The 14,332-nt window shown below is 64.6% G+C and carries 14 protein-coding genes; 1 reads left to right on the top strand and 13 read right to left on the bottom strand.

All coding sequences use genetic code 11. The features are described 5' to 3' along the window. Window positions 1–32: 32 nt before the first annotated feature. Window positions 33–2,417, bottom strand: a complete 2,385-nt coding sequence (locus K3725_RS02045) for a transketolase (protein WP_260017207.1) — start codon at window positions 2,415–2,417, stop codon at window positions 33–35. 10 nt (window positions 2,418–2,427) lie between these two features. After that, entirely contained in the window at window positions 2,428–3,630 is a 1,203-nt protein-coding gene (locus tag K3725_RS02040) for a methionine gamma-lyase (protein WP_260017206.1), read from the bottom strand. A 115-nt stretch (window positions 3,631–3,745) separates the two neighbouring features. On the opposite strand from K3725_RS02040, the gene K3725_RS02035 reads away from it, so the two are divergent. After that, a complete protein-coding gene (locus tag K3725_RS02035) occupies window positions 3,746–4,204 on the top strand; it encodes an Lrp/AsnC family transcriptional regulator (RefSeq protein ID WP_260017205.1) in 459 nt (152 codons plus the stop codon). 21 nt (window positions 4,205–4,225) lie between these two features. Here K3725_RS02035 and K3725_RS02030 read toward each other — a convergent pair whose 3' ends face one another. The 11 genes from K3725_RS02030 to K3725_RS01980 all read right to left on the bottom strand — a co-directional run bounded on the left by K3725_RS02030 (window position 4,226) and on the right by K3725_RS01980 (window position 14,316). Further along, window positions 4,226–4,708, bottom strand: coding sequence for a prepilin peptidase (locus K3725_RS02030; RefSeq protein WP_260017204.1), 483 nt, complete (start codon window positions 4,706–4,708; stop codon window positions 4,226–4,228). Further along, on the bottom strand, window positions 4,705–5,277 hold the full coding sequence (locus K3725_RS02025) for a helix-turn-helix transcriptional regulator (RefSeq protein WP_260017203.1): 573 nt from the start codon (window positions 5,275–5,277) through the stop codon (window positions 4,705–4,707). Before K3725_RS02025 ends, K3725_RS02030 begins: the two co-directional genes overlap by 4 nt. A 518-nt stretch (window positions 5,278–5,795) precedes the next feature. Beyond that, window positions 5,796–6,797: a type II secretion system F family protein gene (locus tag K3725_RS02020; protein ID WP_260017202.1), complete on the bottom strand. Its 1,002-nt coding sequence runs from the start codon at window positions 6,795–6,797 to the stop codon at window positions 5,796–5,798. Window positions 6,798–6,812: 15 nt separating this feature from the next. After that, window positions 6,813–7,805, bottom strand: a complete 993-nt coding sequence (locus K3725_RS02015; protein WP_260017201.1) for a type II secretion system F family protein — start codon at window positions 7,803–7,805, stop codon at window positions 6,813–6,815. Next, complete coding sequence (locus K3725_RS02010) at window positions 7,805–9,196, bottom strand: CpaF family protein (protein WP_260017200.1); 1,392 nt, start codon at window positions 9,194–9,196, stop codon at window positions 7,805–7,807. Before K3725_RS02010 ends, K3725_RS02015 begins: the two co-directional genes overlap by 1 nt. A 1-nt stretch (window position 9,197) precedes the next feature. Further along, window positions 9,198–10,430 carry an AAA family ATPase gene (locus K3725_RS02005; protein WP_260017199.1) on the bottom strand — a complete coding sequence of 411 codons (1,233 nt, stop codon included), beginning with the start codon at window positions 10,428–10,430 and terminating at the stop codon, window positions 9,198–9,200. 23 nt (window positions 10,431–10,453) lie between these two features. Then, entirely contained in the window at window positions 10,454–11,098 is a 645-nt protein-coding gene (locus K3725_RS02000) for a TadE/TadG family type IV pilus assembly protein (RefSeq protein WP_260017198.1), read from the bottom strand. Then, entirely contained in the window at window positions 11,095–11,598 is a 504-nt protein-coding gene (locus K3725_RS01995; RefSeq protein ID WP_260017197.1) for a TadE/TadG family type IV pilus assembly protein, read from the bottom strand. The genes K3725_RS02000 and K3725_RS01995 overlap by 4 nt, the downstream gene beginning before the upstream one ends. Before the next feature lie 5 nt (window positions 11,599–11,603). Next, complete coding sequence (locus K3725_RS01990) at window positions 11,604–13,010, bottom strand: Tad domain-containing protein (RefSeq protein ID WP_260017196.1); 1,407 nt, start codon at window positions 13,008–13,010, stop codon at window positions 11,604–11,606. 81 nt (window positions 13,011–13,091) lie between these two features. After that, window positions 13,092–13,907 carry a Flp pilus assembly protein CpaB gene (gene cpaB / locus K3725_RS01985; protein ID WP_260017195.1) on the bottom strand — a complete coding sequence of 272 codons (816 nt, stop codon included), beginning with the start codon at window positions 13,905–13,907 and terminating at the stop codon, window positions 13,092–13,094. Window positions 13,908–14,112: 205 nt separating this feature from the next. Next, window positions 14,113–14,316: a Flp family type IVb pilin gene (locus K3725_RS01980; protein ID WP_260017194.1), complete on the bottom strand. Its 204-nt coding sequence runs from the start codon at window positions 14,314–14,316 to the stop codon at window positions 14,113–14,115. Between the last annotated feature and the right edge of the window lie 16 nt (window positions 14,317–14,332).

Raw genomic sequence — 14,332 nt, 5'->3', positions numbered from 1 at the left:
TTCAATCTGATCCCGCAAGCTCAGACGGGCATTTACCCGGCCGGCACCGCGTTGCTGACCCGTTTGCCGGCAGTCAGCCCGTTCACCTTGGCCACGATGGCCGCGGCATCCAGCCCGTGGTGGCGGTAGAGATCGCCGATGGTGCCGGTCTGGCCGAAATGCTCCACCCCCAGCGGGATGGTCTGGTGGCCGGCAACCCCGCCCAGCCAGGCAAGCGTCGCGGGGTGGCCGTCGATCACGGTGATCACCTTGCAATGCGGCGGCAGGCCGCCCATCAGCGTCTCGATATGCGATTGCGCGGAGGCGTTGCCACGCGAGCGCGCGCGCTGCGCCGCGGTCCAGCCCGCATTCAGCCGGTCAGCAGAAGTCACTGCCAGCACGCCCACGTCGCGGCGGCTTTCACCGATGATGCCTGCGGCCTTGATCGCCTCCGGTGCGACCGCGCCCTGGTAGGCGATGACAACATCGCAGTTCGGCCCCGGTTTGCGCAGCCAGTAGCCACCGTCGATGGCCCCCTGGCGGAAGTCCTCATCGGCGCGCTTGCCGGGCTGCTCCATCGGGCTGGTGGTGAGGCGCAGATAGACCGAGCCGCCGGTCTCGTCGCGCAGCCAGGTGCGCTCATCCGGGTCGCCCTCGCCGTCGCGCTGCAGGTAGTCAAAGGCCCATTCCATGATCACTGCCAGCTCATCTGCAAAGGCAGGCTCAAACGCCGCCAGCCCGTCCTGGCTCATGCCGATCAGCGGCGTGCCAATGGACTGATGCGCGCCGCCTTCAGGCGCCAGCGTGACGCCGGAGGGTGTGCCCACAATCATGAAACGCGCGTCCTGGTAGCAGGCATAGTTCAGCGCATCGAGACCGCGGCAAACAAAGGGGTCGTAAACAGTTCCAATGGGGATCACCCGTTTGCCGAACAGCGAATGCGACAGCCCGGCGGCGCCCAGCAGCAGGAACAGATTCATCTCGGCGATGCCCAGTTCCAGATGCTGCCCCTCTGGGGCGAAGTTCCATTTCGCGGTGGAAGGGATGCGGTGCTCAATAAAGGCATCCTTTTGCACCTCGCGTGCAAACAGCTTGCGCCGGTTGACCCAAGGCCCCAGCCCGGTGGTGCCGGTCACATCGGGAGAGGTGGTCATAATCCGAGACGCCAGTTCGCTGTCGCCCTTGGACAGATCATCGAGGATCTTGCCAAAGGCCATTTGGGTGGAGATTTCGCGGGAGGTATCAATCGCAATCGGCGGCACCGGCAGCGGCGCGTCGAAATGACGGCGCGGGCCTTCGGCAAAAAACGGCACCTGGCGCAGAAAGCCCTGCAGCGCGGCGGAGTCGGAAACGGTGGCGAAGGGCTCCCACTCCTCGCCATCCGCGACCCCCATATGGGCCTGCCACTCCGCCATCTGCGCCTTGGTCATGAGGCCGCCGTGGTTGTCCTTGTGGCCGGCAATCGGAGTACCCCAGCCCTTGACCGTATAGGCCAGGAAACAGACCGGGCGGTCGTGGTCGATGGAGGCGAACACATCCGCCATCGTCTCCACGCAGTTGCCGCCGAGGTTTTCCATCAGCTGGGCCAGTTCTTCATCGCTGCGCTTCTCAATCAGCGCGCTGACGTCGCCCTGGTCGCCCAGGTCATCCATCAGGTGCTGCCGCCAGACCGCGCCGCCCATATAGGTGAGCGCGGAATACTGCTGGTTCGGGCAGGCGTCGATCCAGGCGCGCAGGGCTTCACCGCCCGGCTCCTTGAATGCCGCGCGCTGCAGGGCGCCGTATTTCACCCGCACCACGTCCCAGCCGAAGGCGTCAAAGATCTTCTCGATCCGCTCAAACAGGCCCTCGCGGACGATGCCGTCCAAAGACTGGCGGTTGTAGTCGATGATCCACCAGGTGTTGCGCAGATCGTTCTTCCAGCCTTCCTGCAGCACCTCGTAGATGTTGCCTTCGTCCAGCTCGGCATCACCTGCCAGCGCCACCATGCGCCCGGTGCGGGCGTCCTGTCCCCAGTCCTTGGCGGTGATGAAATCCTGCACCATCGAAGCCAGCGCGGTGATCCCGACGCCAAGGCCGACAGAGCCGGTTGAGAAATCCACGTCATCGATATCCTTGGTGCGGCTGGGGTAGCTTTGCACCCCGCCGTAGCCGCGGAAGTTCTCCATTTTCTCGCGCGTCTGGTTACCCATCAGATACTGCATCGCGTGGAAGACGGGCGAGGCATGCGGTTTCACTGCCACCCGGTCGCCCGGCTTCAGCGCCGAGAAGTAAAGCGCCGTCATGATCGACACCATCGACGCCGAGGACGCCTGGTGCCCCCCGATCTTGATCCCGTCCGCCTTGGGGCGGATGTGGTTCGCGTTGTGAATCATCCAATGCGACAGCCACAACAGCCGCTGCTCGATGGTCTTGAGGTGGGTCAGATCGGGGCGCATGGCTTTCTCCTTACTCGGCGGCGTGCTGCATGGGAGCGGGCAAGGCCTGCTCCAGGTCGGCGAGGATATCCTCGACCTCTTCCAGGCCCACGGACAGGCGGATCAGCCCGTCGCTGATGCCGTGCTCGGCGCGTTCCTCCGGGGTGTAGGTCGAATGGGTCATCGAGGCCGGATGCTGGATCAGGGTTTCCGCATCGCCCAGCGAGACTGCCCGCTGGATCATCTGCAAACCGTTCATGAAGGCGATGCCGCCCTGCAGGCCGCCCTCGACCTCAAAGGCGATCATGGCACCGGGCTGCGCCATCTGGCGCTTGGCGACATCGGTCTGGGCAAAGCTCTCGTGCCCCGGGAAGGAAACCGATTTCACTGCCGGATGGGCGGCCAGATAGTCGGCCACGGTCACAGCAGAGGCGCAGTGACGGTCCATACGCAGCGCCAGGGTCTTGAGGCCGCGCAGGATCAGCATGGCATTGAAGGGCGCCATCACCGCGCCGGTCATGTCCTTCATGCCGACCAGGCGGATTTCACCGATCTGCTCGGCGGTGCCGGCGACAAGGCCCGCCACCACATCGCCGTGGCCGCCCAGATATTTGGTGGCCGAGTGCAGCACGATATCGGCACCCAGTTCGATCGGGCGGGTCAGATAGGGGGTGGCATAGGTGTTGTCGACCACCACCTGCGCGCCTGCGGCATGGGCAATTTCTGAGGCCGCTGCGATGTCCACCAGCCGCATGTTCGGGTTGGCCGGGGTCTCGAAATACACAACGCGGGTCTTGTCCGAAACTGCCGCGCGCAGGTTCTCCATGTCGGTCATGTCGACATGGGTGATGGTAACGCCCCATTTCGCCAGCCCGTGGCGCATGAAGGCAAAGGTGCAGCCGTAAAGCGTCTTGTCCACAATGACCTCGTCACCGGGTGATAGCAGCGTCCACAGAACCGCAGTGATGGCCCCCATGCCGCTGCTGAGAGCCAGCCCCGCCTCGGCGCCTTCCAGCGTGGCGATCCGCTGCTCCAGAAGGTCGCAGGTCGGATTGGAGATCCGGCTGTAGATATGGCCCTGCCGCTCGCCTGCGAACATCTCGCCGCCGGCCTCGGCGGTCTCAAATGTGAAGGTGGAGGTCAGGTGCAGCGGCGGCGTCAGCGCGCCTTCGTTGTCCTGCGGATTATAGGCGTGGTGGATGGCACGAGTGGCAAAGCCGCCGGAGGTTTTCATGGGATGCTCCTGTCTGTTGTTACAGGCATCATCCGCCTATTTTACCGGCAACGGATTGCGAATTATTTCTATATAGGTAACTATTTTGGCAGATTCTGCCAATCAGGAGTGCGAAATGGACAGTAAGGACCGCCAGATCATCCGCGCCCTGCAACGGGACGGGCGAATGACCAACCAGGACCTGGCAGAGGCAGTAAGCCTCTCCCCCTCCCCCTGCCTGCGCCGCGTGCGCAACCTAGAGGCCCAGGGGGTGATCCAGGGCTACAGCGCGGTGGTTGATGCCAAATCCTACGGGCTGCCGATCACCGTCTTTGTCCGTATCAAGCTGGAGCGGCACGGCGAAGTGGATGTGAAGAATTTCGAGCGCAAGATGCAGTTGATCGACGAAGTTCTGGAATGCCACGTGCTGACCGGCGCGATGGATTATCAGCTGCGGGTGCTGGTGCCGGATCTGGAGGCCTATGAGGAGTTTATCCGAAACCGTATCCACCCGGTTGGCGGCATTGCCTCGATCGACACCAGTTTTGTCTATGGAACAGTCAAGCGGACGGCAGTTTTTCCGCCTGCCCGCTGAGGTTTCTGCATCAGTGCGGGATCACGCCTTGGCAGCCAGAACAATCAGCAAGAGCATCAAAGCCAGGGAAATGGCTGCCCCCATCGGCATCTTCCCCGGCGTCTGAAGCGAAGCCCAATGCCGCCAGGCGGCAGCGGCCTCAATCCGGCCCAGCACAGTCAGTGCAAGAGGCACAGTGAGCATTGCGGCGCTAAAGCTCCAGCCGAAGGCCGCCAGCGCGGAGGACGGCACAAACAGCATGGCCAGCGCCATCATCTTGACGTCGCCCCCTGCCAGCACCCGCCCGCAGAACAGCGCAAAGCACAGGGCAAAAACAATGCTGGCTGCCAGCAGGCGCAGCCCGGTTTCCGCCAACGGCAGCAGCGGCGCGGTCAGCAGAAAGACCGCAGCCAATCCCAGCATCAGCCGGTTGGATATCCGAAGGTGCCGCAGGTCCCCCGTTGCGGCCAGGATCAGAACCGGCGTGGCCGCAGCCAGCGGCAGGAGATCGGCTCCCGCCGTCATGCCGCCGAAATGCGCCGCGGCACCTGCCCCGAGAAGCTGTCGACAGAGACCAGCCGGTAAACAAGTTCGCTCATGTTGCCGGTCTGCGTCTTGGCATAGATGTTTCGCAAATGTGTGCGCAGCGTCGATTTCGAGATTCCAAGATCCGTTTGCACCCGCTTGGCCGTCTGACCTTTGCTCAAGAGCACGCAGACGCGGTACTCGGCGCGGCTCAGCTGGGCCGGGTTCTCCATGCTCAGCAGATGCGCCTGGACACCGGATCCGCGGGCCGCGCGCCGCTCTGTCAGGCAGGCCTCGGCGTAGAGCCCGGGCGACCGGTTGGTCCAAGTCCTCACCAAGGTGCCGGAGATGATGTTCAGCAGCGCCTGCTGCACCGCACCGGGCCGGGAGGAGAAATGAACCTCCAGGAAATCGGTGTGCTGCTTGCCGGACGACAGCGGGATCACCGCCAGTTCCACCATATTGCGGGACGTGTGGAACCGGTCCAGAACCGGATCCGCCGCTTCGTCGCTCATGGATTTGTACCAGATCGCACCAGGTTTGGCCTTGTCCAGATAGCTGCCCAGCACCGAGCGGGCAAAAGAGCGCTCCAGTGGCGGTCCGTTTCCGCTGCCCGCAGCCCTGTCAAAGAAAACCGATCCGGAAGCCCGGCCCTGGCCGGTTGATACCCTGCAAATTGCAGCTGCTTCCCCTTTAATGGCCGCCGCCAGTCCGCTCAACGCGTCCCTGAAAGGCGCACAGCCGTGCAAACACTCACACCAGCGCGCAATTGGCGCAATCATTCCGGCCTCAGCAGCCCGAATGGTGTGGGTGTCAAAATGCGCATTGGTCCCCATAACGCGCGTCCCCCCACAGCAATGTTAACTTTTAACATAGCGCTTTTAGTAACTTAGCAAGCGCCCGTACCTATCAACCCCCTATTGCGTCCCCTCATGCTGGCCGGCCCATTCAATTGCGTCAAGAATTTGACGAAAATTGCGTCCAGCCGCGCAAATTTGCAATCCTAGGGCGATTTTTTCAGTCTTTTGGACTTAAGGGCCCGAACCAATCGCAACCATTTCCGGCAATTGTCCAAATTGGTTTCGAATCAGTTCGCAATGAAACGGATGTAGCGGATTACCACCGGGCCGATGGTAATCATGATCAGCGCAGGCAGCATCAGGGAGGCCAGAACCGCCGACATCTTGACCGGCAGTTTGCTGGCCATTTCCTGCGCGCGCATTTCCCGCTGATTGCGCAGGTCCTCGGAATACGTCGCAAGCGCCGCCGCCATGCTGGTGCCGAACTGCATTGACTGCAGGGCCACATTGGCAAACGACCGGACCGTCTCGACGCCGGTTCGGCTGGCCATATCGAGCAGCGCATCCTGCCGCGCCCGGCCGGCCTGGATCTGCCGCTGGACGCTGAGCAGCTCAAAGGCCAGATCCGGCGAAACCTGCGCCAGTTCGTTGCCGACCCGGGTCATGGCGGCGTCGAAGCCCAGTCCGGAATCCACCGAGATGCGCATCAGGTCCAGCGCGTTGGGGAAAGCCTCCTCGATCCGGCGGCGGCGAGCAGCGGCGCGGGCGTTCAGCACATAGACCGGGCCAAAGAAACCCGCCCCCACCAGCCCGCTTAGCGCTTGGAACACCTGCATGTTGGTCCAGCCCGCCACCTGCGCGGTCACTGGATTGGCCGGCAATAAACCCGGTGTCTTGGCGGCGGCGATGACCAGCAGCAGCACCCCCGGCAGTGCCAGCCCGAGCAAGACCCGGATCAGCGTGAACGCGCGCAGCGCCCCGGCCTGCGAGAACCCTGCCTGGGACAGCTTGTTCTCCAGTTCCGACCGTTCCGTCAGGCTGGCAGGCACAAAGGCCTTCATCAGCCCGCCAGGCTGGTCAGCAGGCGCCTTCAGCAGCGCCAAGTCCCGGGACTGCCGGCGGCGGGTCTCCCCCAGCGACGAGAGCCGCGCCGCAGCGGGCGATTTCCGGGCCATGCCGGCAGCAGCACCAAAGTAGATCAATAGTACAGCTGCGGCCACCGCGGCGGCGGCCAGCGCACCAGGCGCCAGCCCGGTTCCAGTCAATACCCCTGTGACATATTCCTCCATGGCAGGCCTCCCCGGTCAGATCCTGAAATTGACAAGTTTGCGCAGCATCAGCGCGTTCAGAACGGTCAGCAGGACGATTCCGGCCATCATCGGCCGGAACAGCGGATCCTCTGCCACGCCCGCGTAGTAGTCCGGCGTCAGCACCGAGACGGTGGCAAAGATCACCAGCGGCAGGGCCGACAGCATCCAGGCAGTCAACCGCCCCTCGGAGGCCAGAGCATGCACCTTGCGGCGCAGGACAATGCGGCTGCGGATGACCCGCGCGAGGGTTTCCAGCATCACCGACAGATCGCTGCCGGTGCCGTGCTGGATACTGATGCTGGCGGCCAGGTATTGCGCGTCTTCAAGCCCGGTCCGGTCGGCAAATTCCTGCACCGCATCCGGCAGGTCGTCACCATAGGTCACCTGATCAAAGATGATGCCCAGCTCGGTGCCTGCCGGGTCCGGCATCTCGCGGGCGGCGATACCGATCGAGTTGTTCAGCGGGTGACCCACCTTGAGGCCGCGTGCCAGCATTTCCAGCGCGTCCGGCAGCTGGTGCATCAGCTTGTCCATCTTCTTGCGCTGCAGGTTGAGCAGCAGCGCAAACGGCACGCCAAAGCCGGCAAGCCCCCCGATCGCAAGCCCCTGTGGCAACCCCGCATATCCCGCTGCGGCAACCGAAACCAGGACGGTTAGCGCAGTGCAGCCGAGCCAGAACAGGCCTGGGCTCAGCGGCACATCCGCCTGGCGCAGGATCTGCGGCAGATCCCCCGCCACCGGAATGCGCCGCCATCCGGTCCGCTGCTGCGGCGGCTTGAGGATGGCAAGACGATCAGTGCCGCTGCGCCCCTGTGCAATCATCCGCATCCGGCGGCTGCGGGAGGCTGCCGACCGGCCCTTGCGGCCCAGCATTTGCCGCAGCCCGGACATCAGCAGCAAAACCCCGACTGCAATGCCGCAATAGACCGCGTAGCCCCCCAGCTGGCCATTCCAGCTGTGCACGCCGTTCAAGATTTCCTTCAGCATCAGGCGCCCTCCGGCTGGAACAGGCTGCCGTCAATGCCCACGCCCGCCGCCTCCAGCAGAGCGGCGCATTGCGGCCGGATGCCAGTTGGGATGAATTCACCCGCGATGCCGCCATCCGCCGTCTTGCCCATCCGGCGGAAAACAAAGATGTCCTGCATCGTGATCACTTCCCCTTCCAGGCCAGTGAGTTCGGAGATGCTGATTACCTTGCGCTGCCCGTCGGACAGGCGGGCCAGCTGCACGATGATCTGCAGGCCGGAGGCAATCTGCGCCCGGATTGCCGCCAGCGGCAGCTCCATCCCCATCATCGAGACCATCTGCTCAATCCGGCCCAGCGCATCGCGGGCGGAATTGGCGTGCACCGTGGTCATCGAACCGTCGTGGCCGGTGTTCATCGCCTGCAGCATGTCGAAGGTCTCGGCGCCGCGCACCTCGCCGACGATGATCCGGTCGGGCCGCATCCGCAGCGCGTTGCGCACCAGATCGCGCTGGCTGACGGCGCCGCCGCCGGAAGGATTGGGCGGACGGGTTTCCAGCCGCACCACATGGGCCTGCTGCAGCTGCAGCTCTGCCGCATCCTCGATGGTGACGATCCGCGAGCGCGGGTCGATACCGGCGGATATCGCATTCAGCATGGTGGTCTTGCCAGAGCCGGTGCCGCCGGAGATCAGGATATTGACCCGTGCCTCGACAAGCGCCTGCAGAAAGGCCGCAGCGCGCCCGTTCAGCGCGTTGCCCGCCACCAGTTTCTCCATCGTCAGCGGATCGCGGGCGAACTTGCGGATCGACAGCGACGGACCGTCGATGGCACAGGGCCGGATGATGGCATTGACCCGGCTGCCGTCCTCCAGCCGCGCATCCACCCAAGGATTGCTCTCATCCACCCGGCGCCCAACGCGCGAGACCACCTTGTCAATGATCCGCAGCAGATGCTTTTCGTCCCGGAACCGCACGCCGGTCTGCTCCAGCACGCCGCCGCGTTCGACAAAGACCGTCTGATGGCCGTTGACCAGAATGTCGTTGATGCCGGGATCAGCCAGTAATGGCTCCAGCGGGCCAAGCCCCAGAACCTCGTCGATCAGCTCATCCACCAGGCGGCGGAATTCATCGGCGCGCAGCGGGTTGTTCTCCTCTGCCAGCACATCGCTCACCAGCGCCGCCACCTCGCGGCGCAGTTCCTCCGGCTCGACCTTGTCGATCACTGCCAGATTCAGCCGGTCTATCACCGCCTCATGCATCCGGCTTTTAAGCTCCAGAAAGGCGGTCAGCTTGCGGGTTTCCTCGCTGGTGTCCGGCTCTGCTGCAGGCGGCTGCGCGCCCGCCTCCGGCCACAGCCGCACCACCGTGTCCGGGGCAGCATCTTCTGTTCGTTTGCCAAAATTCCTGAACATCTCAAACCGCCTTTCCCTGCTGAGGCTGCGCCGCGCTGGTGCGGGCTTTTCTTGTTTCAATCAGGTCGCATGACAGCCGCCGGATCGCCTTGGCCAGGCTGGAGCGGCCGGCGGCAGATGACAGCGGCACGCCGCGGTCCGCCGCGGCAGCAGCGGCCGATGGATCGTCGGGCAGCCAGTACTTGAACGGCTTTTGCAGCAGCTTGGAGGCTTCCTTGTGGTGGCTTGCAGCGAACAGCGGCTTGCGTTCGCGGCTGATCACGATGTCGGTCTGCAAGCTCATGCTGGCCTCGGCATAGAAATCCAGCAGCCGCCGCGCCTGGCTGATCGCAGGCACCGAGCTGCCGGTCACCATCAGCAGCCGCTCGCTGGCTTCCAGAACCGGCGTCAGCCATTCCGCCAGCGCCCGCGGCAGGCCGATCACCACGAAGTCGAACTGCTGGCGCATGTGCGCGACAAGCGCCTGCACCTGTTCCGGTTTCAGCGCATGCAGCGGGGCAATCTCCGCCGGGGCTGCCAGCACCCACAGTCCGGGGGCGGCCTCGCTCATGGATTGTCCGGCAAAGACATCGTCGGGAACGAACCCCTCGCTTGCCAGTTCGTAAAGACAGCGGTTCGGCGGCAAGTCGAGGAAGCTGCCGACAGCGCCGAATTGCAGATCCAGATCCAGGAGAGCGACCTTGAACTCCGCCTCCCGCCGCCGCAAGCCGCGGCGCCGGGTCAGGCAGTCCGCCAGGTTCACAGCCAGCGTCGTCGCCCCCGCACCGCCGCAGGACTGGCTGACTGCAACCACCATGCCTTCGCGGCTGCCGCGGGCAGTGCCGCCGGGGGCCGGTTGCGCCTCCTCTGCCTTCAGGCATTTGCGGATCGCCGCCGACATCTCGTCGACGGAAGCGGTTTCCGGCAGCACATCCAGCACCCCGGCCTCTGTCAGCAGCCGCAGATCAGCAAAGGGCATGCGGGTATCGGCCAGGGCCAGGATCCGCGCATCGCCGCCGGTGTGGCTCAGCATCTCCCTGACCGCCACAGCGTCGGCGGCCGCATCTGCCCCGGCGCGGAAAATGATCAGATCGTTGTCCTTGGCCAGCTGCAGCGCGGTGCCGTTTATGTCGGTGAGCGCGGATGCGTATTTCTGCACTCCGGTCCCGGGCTGAAACTGCGCCACGCTGGCAACCAGCGCACAGACAGCCGGATCCTTTGAGATGACCGCAATGGATTGTGTTTCAGCCTGCATCGGCCTCTCCTTTCTCTGTCGCTTCAGCCGCTCTGGCCCAGTGCCAGGTCCTCACCCGGCAAAGAGACGCTCATCGGCGGGAACGGCACCGCAGCACCCAGGCCGGATCCCCCCGCCGCACCGGCCAGCGCCGCCAGCCGCCCCAGCGGCGACACGAACTGAAATGTCTGGTTTTGCAGCTCCACCGTGACCACGGGCACGTAAGGCCCGCCCAGAAAGCCGAGGCTGCCGTCGTAGCTGTAGCTGAACGAAAGCGCGGCGATGGTGGCATCCGGCGGCATCGCGCCGCGAACCAGGCCCCAGATTTCATTTGCCGTGGCATTGGCCGCACTGCCCGCGCAGGTCACCGTGCCCGCATCCAGGCAGATGTCCGTCCCGGCCCGGCAGGAGGTGCCGAACTCCGGCGGCGTGCCGGTGGCCGATGGGTCGCGCCGGTGAAATTCCGGCACCCCGGCGCAGGCCGGCGGCCGCACCGCGGCCACGCGGGCGGCCACATTCATCGCCCGTTCCGCCACCACATAGTGAAATGCCATGCGGCCGAAATCGATGATGCCCATGAACAACAGCAGAAACAGCGGGATGGCAACGCCCAGCTCCACCAGCGCGGCGCCCTCCTGATCCCGGCGGAACCGGCGCAGCGCTGCATATTCTTTCGTCAGTGCCTTCATGTTCCGAATACCCGGCTCTGGTCGGTGATGACCGTATTGATGGTGGCACGGCTGCCGCCGTTCAGTTCAAAGACACCCGCAAAAGGAAAGGTCATAGTCAGGCTGGCCCGCACCGTCACAACCGGCGCAGGCGAAATCCGGTAATTGCCCGCCTGGCAGGTCAGGCCGGGGGTGACTGAGGTCACCGCAAGGCTGGCCGGAAACAGCGCATCACCCGAAATGCTTTCGCGCACGATCGCCAGCAGTTGCGGCTGGTGCGCGTCCACAGTGCCGCCGGAGGAGCAGATGTTCTGCGGCGCCACCCGCGCCAGGTAACGGGCTGCATCGCGCACGCCGGAGATTGCAGCCTGGTAGGACCACATCATCCGCCCGCCCTCGATGATCACCGCAAAAACCAGCAGCATCACCGGCAGCATCAGTGCAAACTCCACCAGCACCGCGCCCTCTTCCCTCTTGCGAAAGGCGGTCCAGCCGCCGGAGAAATGTGTTTTGCCAGCCATCCCGATCACCTGTAGAGCTGCACGACATCGCGGAAGATACCGGCGTCACCAGTGCCCCCGGCCCCGCCGCCCGCGCTGCCCACAACCTCGCCCCAGATATCCAGGGTTGGCGGCGAGGCGCCGTCGTCACCCACCGGCTCGGTCAGGAAGATCTTCACGAATTCCTGCACCGGCACATCGGAGGTCGAGCCGTTGATCGGGTTTGCAGCGCAGTCGATTCCCGCGGCGATCACCACCCGGCGCTGCGGGCTGGCGCTTTGGTTGGGTGAGCACACCGGGCGGCCGGTCTCAGCCAGACCCGACAGGATGCCGCCAGCGCCTCCGGGACCGCCAGCGGCATCAATCTCTTCCAGATAATACTCATAGCGGGTGGTGGCCCCGGGGTGCGGGTCGACGCCGCCATAGTTGGTGCCGACATAGCCGGCCCGCCCGGCGGTCCACTTGCCGTCACCAAAGCGCGCGCAGCCACCGGCAGCAAAACAATCATCGCGCGGCAGGCCCACGGTGTCCGGCGACGGGTCTTCGTTGCTGCCGATGCAGCTGCCGCCGCCATGGGGCACAATGCCCTTGATGACATTGGGCGCCGGCGGGTAGTCGGCGTCATTGCGCTTGCCGTTCATGATCGCCTTGTAGATATCGAAGCGCACGTTGAAGATGGCATCGCGGATGCCCACTTTCTGCCCCGGCTCGATATCGACACCGCGCTGGCTGAAGCACTGGGTGATGCTGCCTTCGGCCCCCAGCAGGCAGGCATCCAGCTGCGCCCCGTTGAGCCCCGCGCATGGCCCTTCGTCATCGACCAGCACCTTGGCCGGATCAAGAAAGCCGAAGTCCCCAGGGCCCCAGGCGGAACCGCTGCCGCCGGAACGCAGCAGGATCATGTCGCCGATGCTGGCGTCCGCCGAGAAGCCCGGCGGGACGCAGAACATCAGCGGGGTAATGTCGCAGGCATATTGGGTGAAGCCCGCCACGGATGAGGCCCGCGCCAATTCATTCGGGCGGGACCGGCCGGTCAGCGCGGCAAATACCGCGCCGTAGGTGGCGGGCACCGTGCTGGGCGCTGCGACGGCGCGGACAAAGGCCGCCTCTGCCGGGTCTGCGGTGACAGCGGTCAGGGCCGCGGCGTCATCATCGGGCAGTTCGGAATAGAAAGTGAGCGTGTAATCGGTATCCCCGCTCAGCACGCTGCCGCCGGTGCCGAAGGTCTTGCGGTCGCTGATCAGATTGGCGGCAGCAGCCCGGGCGCGGGTGATGGCATCATTCTTGCCGTCCAGCTCGCCTGCAGCGGCCAGCGCCACATTGTCGGTGTAGGCTTGCAGTTCGCTGCGTGTGATGCCCGTGCGGCCCAGGTCGAACGACATCGCCGCAATCCCCAGCAGCACCACAAAGGTCAGCCCCCAGATGACCAGCATCGTGCCGCGCTCATCCTGTGCAAACTTTCTTATGCGGTTGTTCTGGCGCATGGTCCGGCAGGCCTCTCAGTGCGGTTTCAATCAGCGGATTTCAGTTTCAGACACTTCGGTGCCGCGGCGGATCAGAACGGTCCTGCGCGCAGGCTCTGCCGCCGGTTCCGGCAGCTGCACCTGCACATTCCGAAGCACGTCATTCAGGCTGATCGACTCCAGCGGAACCTCCTCGGCAGCCGCTTCCTGATTGCGCAAGGTCAGGCTCAGCGTGCCCGCGCGCTGCGCAAGAGCAAGGCGCTGGCCTCCGTCCGGAGTGACCTCAACCGTGACCGTGCGGGCGACGCCCGGCTGGTCAGTTTCCTGGTTGGCATCCTGGTCCACACCGATCACCCGGACGTTCTGCAGGATGGTCACCGTTTTCAGCCCGGCACCGCGGCCCTGGGTCAGCAGCACATCAACGCTGTCGCCCGGGGTCACGAAACCGCCCACTGCGGTTTCTGCGCTGACCTTGAGGGCCATCGCACGGTGATCCGGGCTGAGCGTCTGCACGATCGTCACCTTTTCCCCGAAGTTCGAGACCTTGGACGCCCGGATCAGCTCTCCCTGTGCAATCGCGCGGCGGGCGCGGCGCGGCGGTTTTCCGGTATCCGGAAGCAAGGCGTCAAAACTGGTAAACGTGCCAGCGGGCCGGGCCTCGGCCGGCCAGGAAATGGTGGTCAGCGATTGCGCGGTCAATGCCGTCCCGAAAGCGATATCCTGAGAGGCGACCACAACTTCGACCAGCGCCGGCCCTTCAGGGCCGCCGGTCACGGCCTGCCCGTCGATGTAATCCTTAGCCACATAGGCAGAGCCGCCCGCCAGGGCCAGTCCGGAAATCATGCTGAGAAGTGATGAAATATTCATGCCAGGTTTCCTTTCGTCGCTGGCTGGCGCAGCAGAAGGGCGGTCCCGGCTGTTCGTCGGAAAATGTGGCCGCAGGCTTCTGCTTCCTGCCGTGCTTGCCGCAGGTAAACGCCAGCGGCAGTTTTCTGGCGGATGCGGAGCATTCCCCCCGAAGCCCCGAATCCGCCAGGCTCCCCGATCGGGATCGGGAAGACAACGCAACAAGTTAGCAAGTCGACGCGGATCCGTCCGAGTTCGGCATGCAGGCCCCTGCCGCATCCATCGAGTCCCCGACGTCACCCGCCAGGTTGTCCAAGGCAGCAGTGCCCAGAGCCACTGCCAGCGCGATGGCAATGCCGTACTCCACCAGTGTCACCCCGCGCTCATCGCCGCGCAGTTTGGACAGCATCGTTTTCAGATATGCAGTCATTTCAGTCTCCCATCAG

Origin of the sequence: Leisingera sp. S132 (assembly GCF_025144465.1) — a bacterium.
GTDB lineage: Bacteria > Pseudomonadota > Alphaproteobacteria > Rhodobacterales > Rhodobacteraceae > Leisingera.
The sequence above is the reverse complement of the archived record's forward strand: the minus strand, read 5'-3'. Positions and strand labels throughout refer to the sequence as shown.

Excerpts from the sequence above, each read along its gene's own strand:
- K3725_RS02010 (WP_260017200.1), bottom strand. The coding sequence starts at position 9,196 with ATGTTCAGGAATTTTGGCAAACGAACAGAAGATGCTGCCCCGGACACG.
- K3725_RS02035 (WP_260017205.1), top strand. The coding sequence starts at position 3,746 with ATGGACAGTAAGGACCGCCAGATCATCCGCGCCCTGCAACGGGACGGG.
- K3725_RS02045 (WP_260017207.1), bottom strand. The coding sequence starts at position 2,417 with ATGCGCCCCGATCTGACCCACCTCAAGACCATCGAGCAGCGGCTGTTG.
- K3725_RS01995 (WP_260017197.1), bottom strand. The coding sequence starts at position 11,598 with ATGGCTGGCAAAACACATTTCTCCGGCGGCTGGACCGCCTTTCGCAAG.
- K3725_RS01990 (WP_260017196.1), bottom strand. The coding sequence starts at position 13,010 with ATGCTGGTCATCTGGGGGCTGACCTTTGTGGTGCTGCTGGGGATTGCG.
- K3725_RS02020 (WP_260017202.1), bottom strand. The coding sequence starts at position 6,797 with ATGGAGGAATATGTCACAGGGGTATTGACTGGAACCGGGCTGGCGCCT.
- K3725_RS02015 (WP_260017201.1), bottom strand. The coding sequence starts at position 7,805 with ATGCTGAAGGAAATCTTGAACGGCGTGCACAGCTGGAATGGCCAGCTG.
- K3725_RS01980 (WP_260017194.1), bottom strand. The coding sequence starts at position 14,316 with ATGACTGCATATCTGAAAACGATGCTGTCCAAACTGCGCGGCGATGAG.
- K3725_RS02040 (WP_260017206.1), bottom strand. The coding sequence starts at position 3,630 with ATGAAAACCTCCGGCGGCTTTGCCACTCGTGCCATCCACCACGCCTAT.
- cpaB (WP_260017195.1), bottom strand. The coding sequence starts at position 13,907 with ATGAATATTTCATCACTTCTCAGCATGATTTCCGGACTGGCCCTGGCG.
- K3725_RS02000 (WP_260017198.1), bottom strand. The coding sequence starts at position 11,098 with ATGAAGGCACTGACGAAAGAATATGCAGCGCTGCGCCGGTTCCGCCGG.
- K3725_RS02005 (WP_260017199.1), bottom strand. The coding sequence starts at position 10,430 with ATGCAGGCTGAAACACAATCCATTGCGGTCATCTCAAAGGATCCGGCT.
- K3725_RS02030 (WP_260017204.1), bottom strand. The coding sequence starts at position 4,708 with ATGACGGCGGGAGCCGATCTCCTGCCGCTGGCTGCGGCCACGCCGGTT.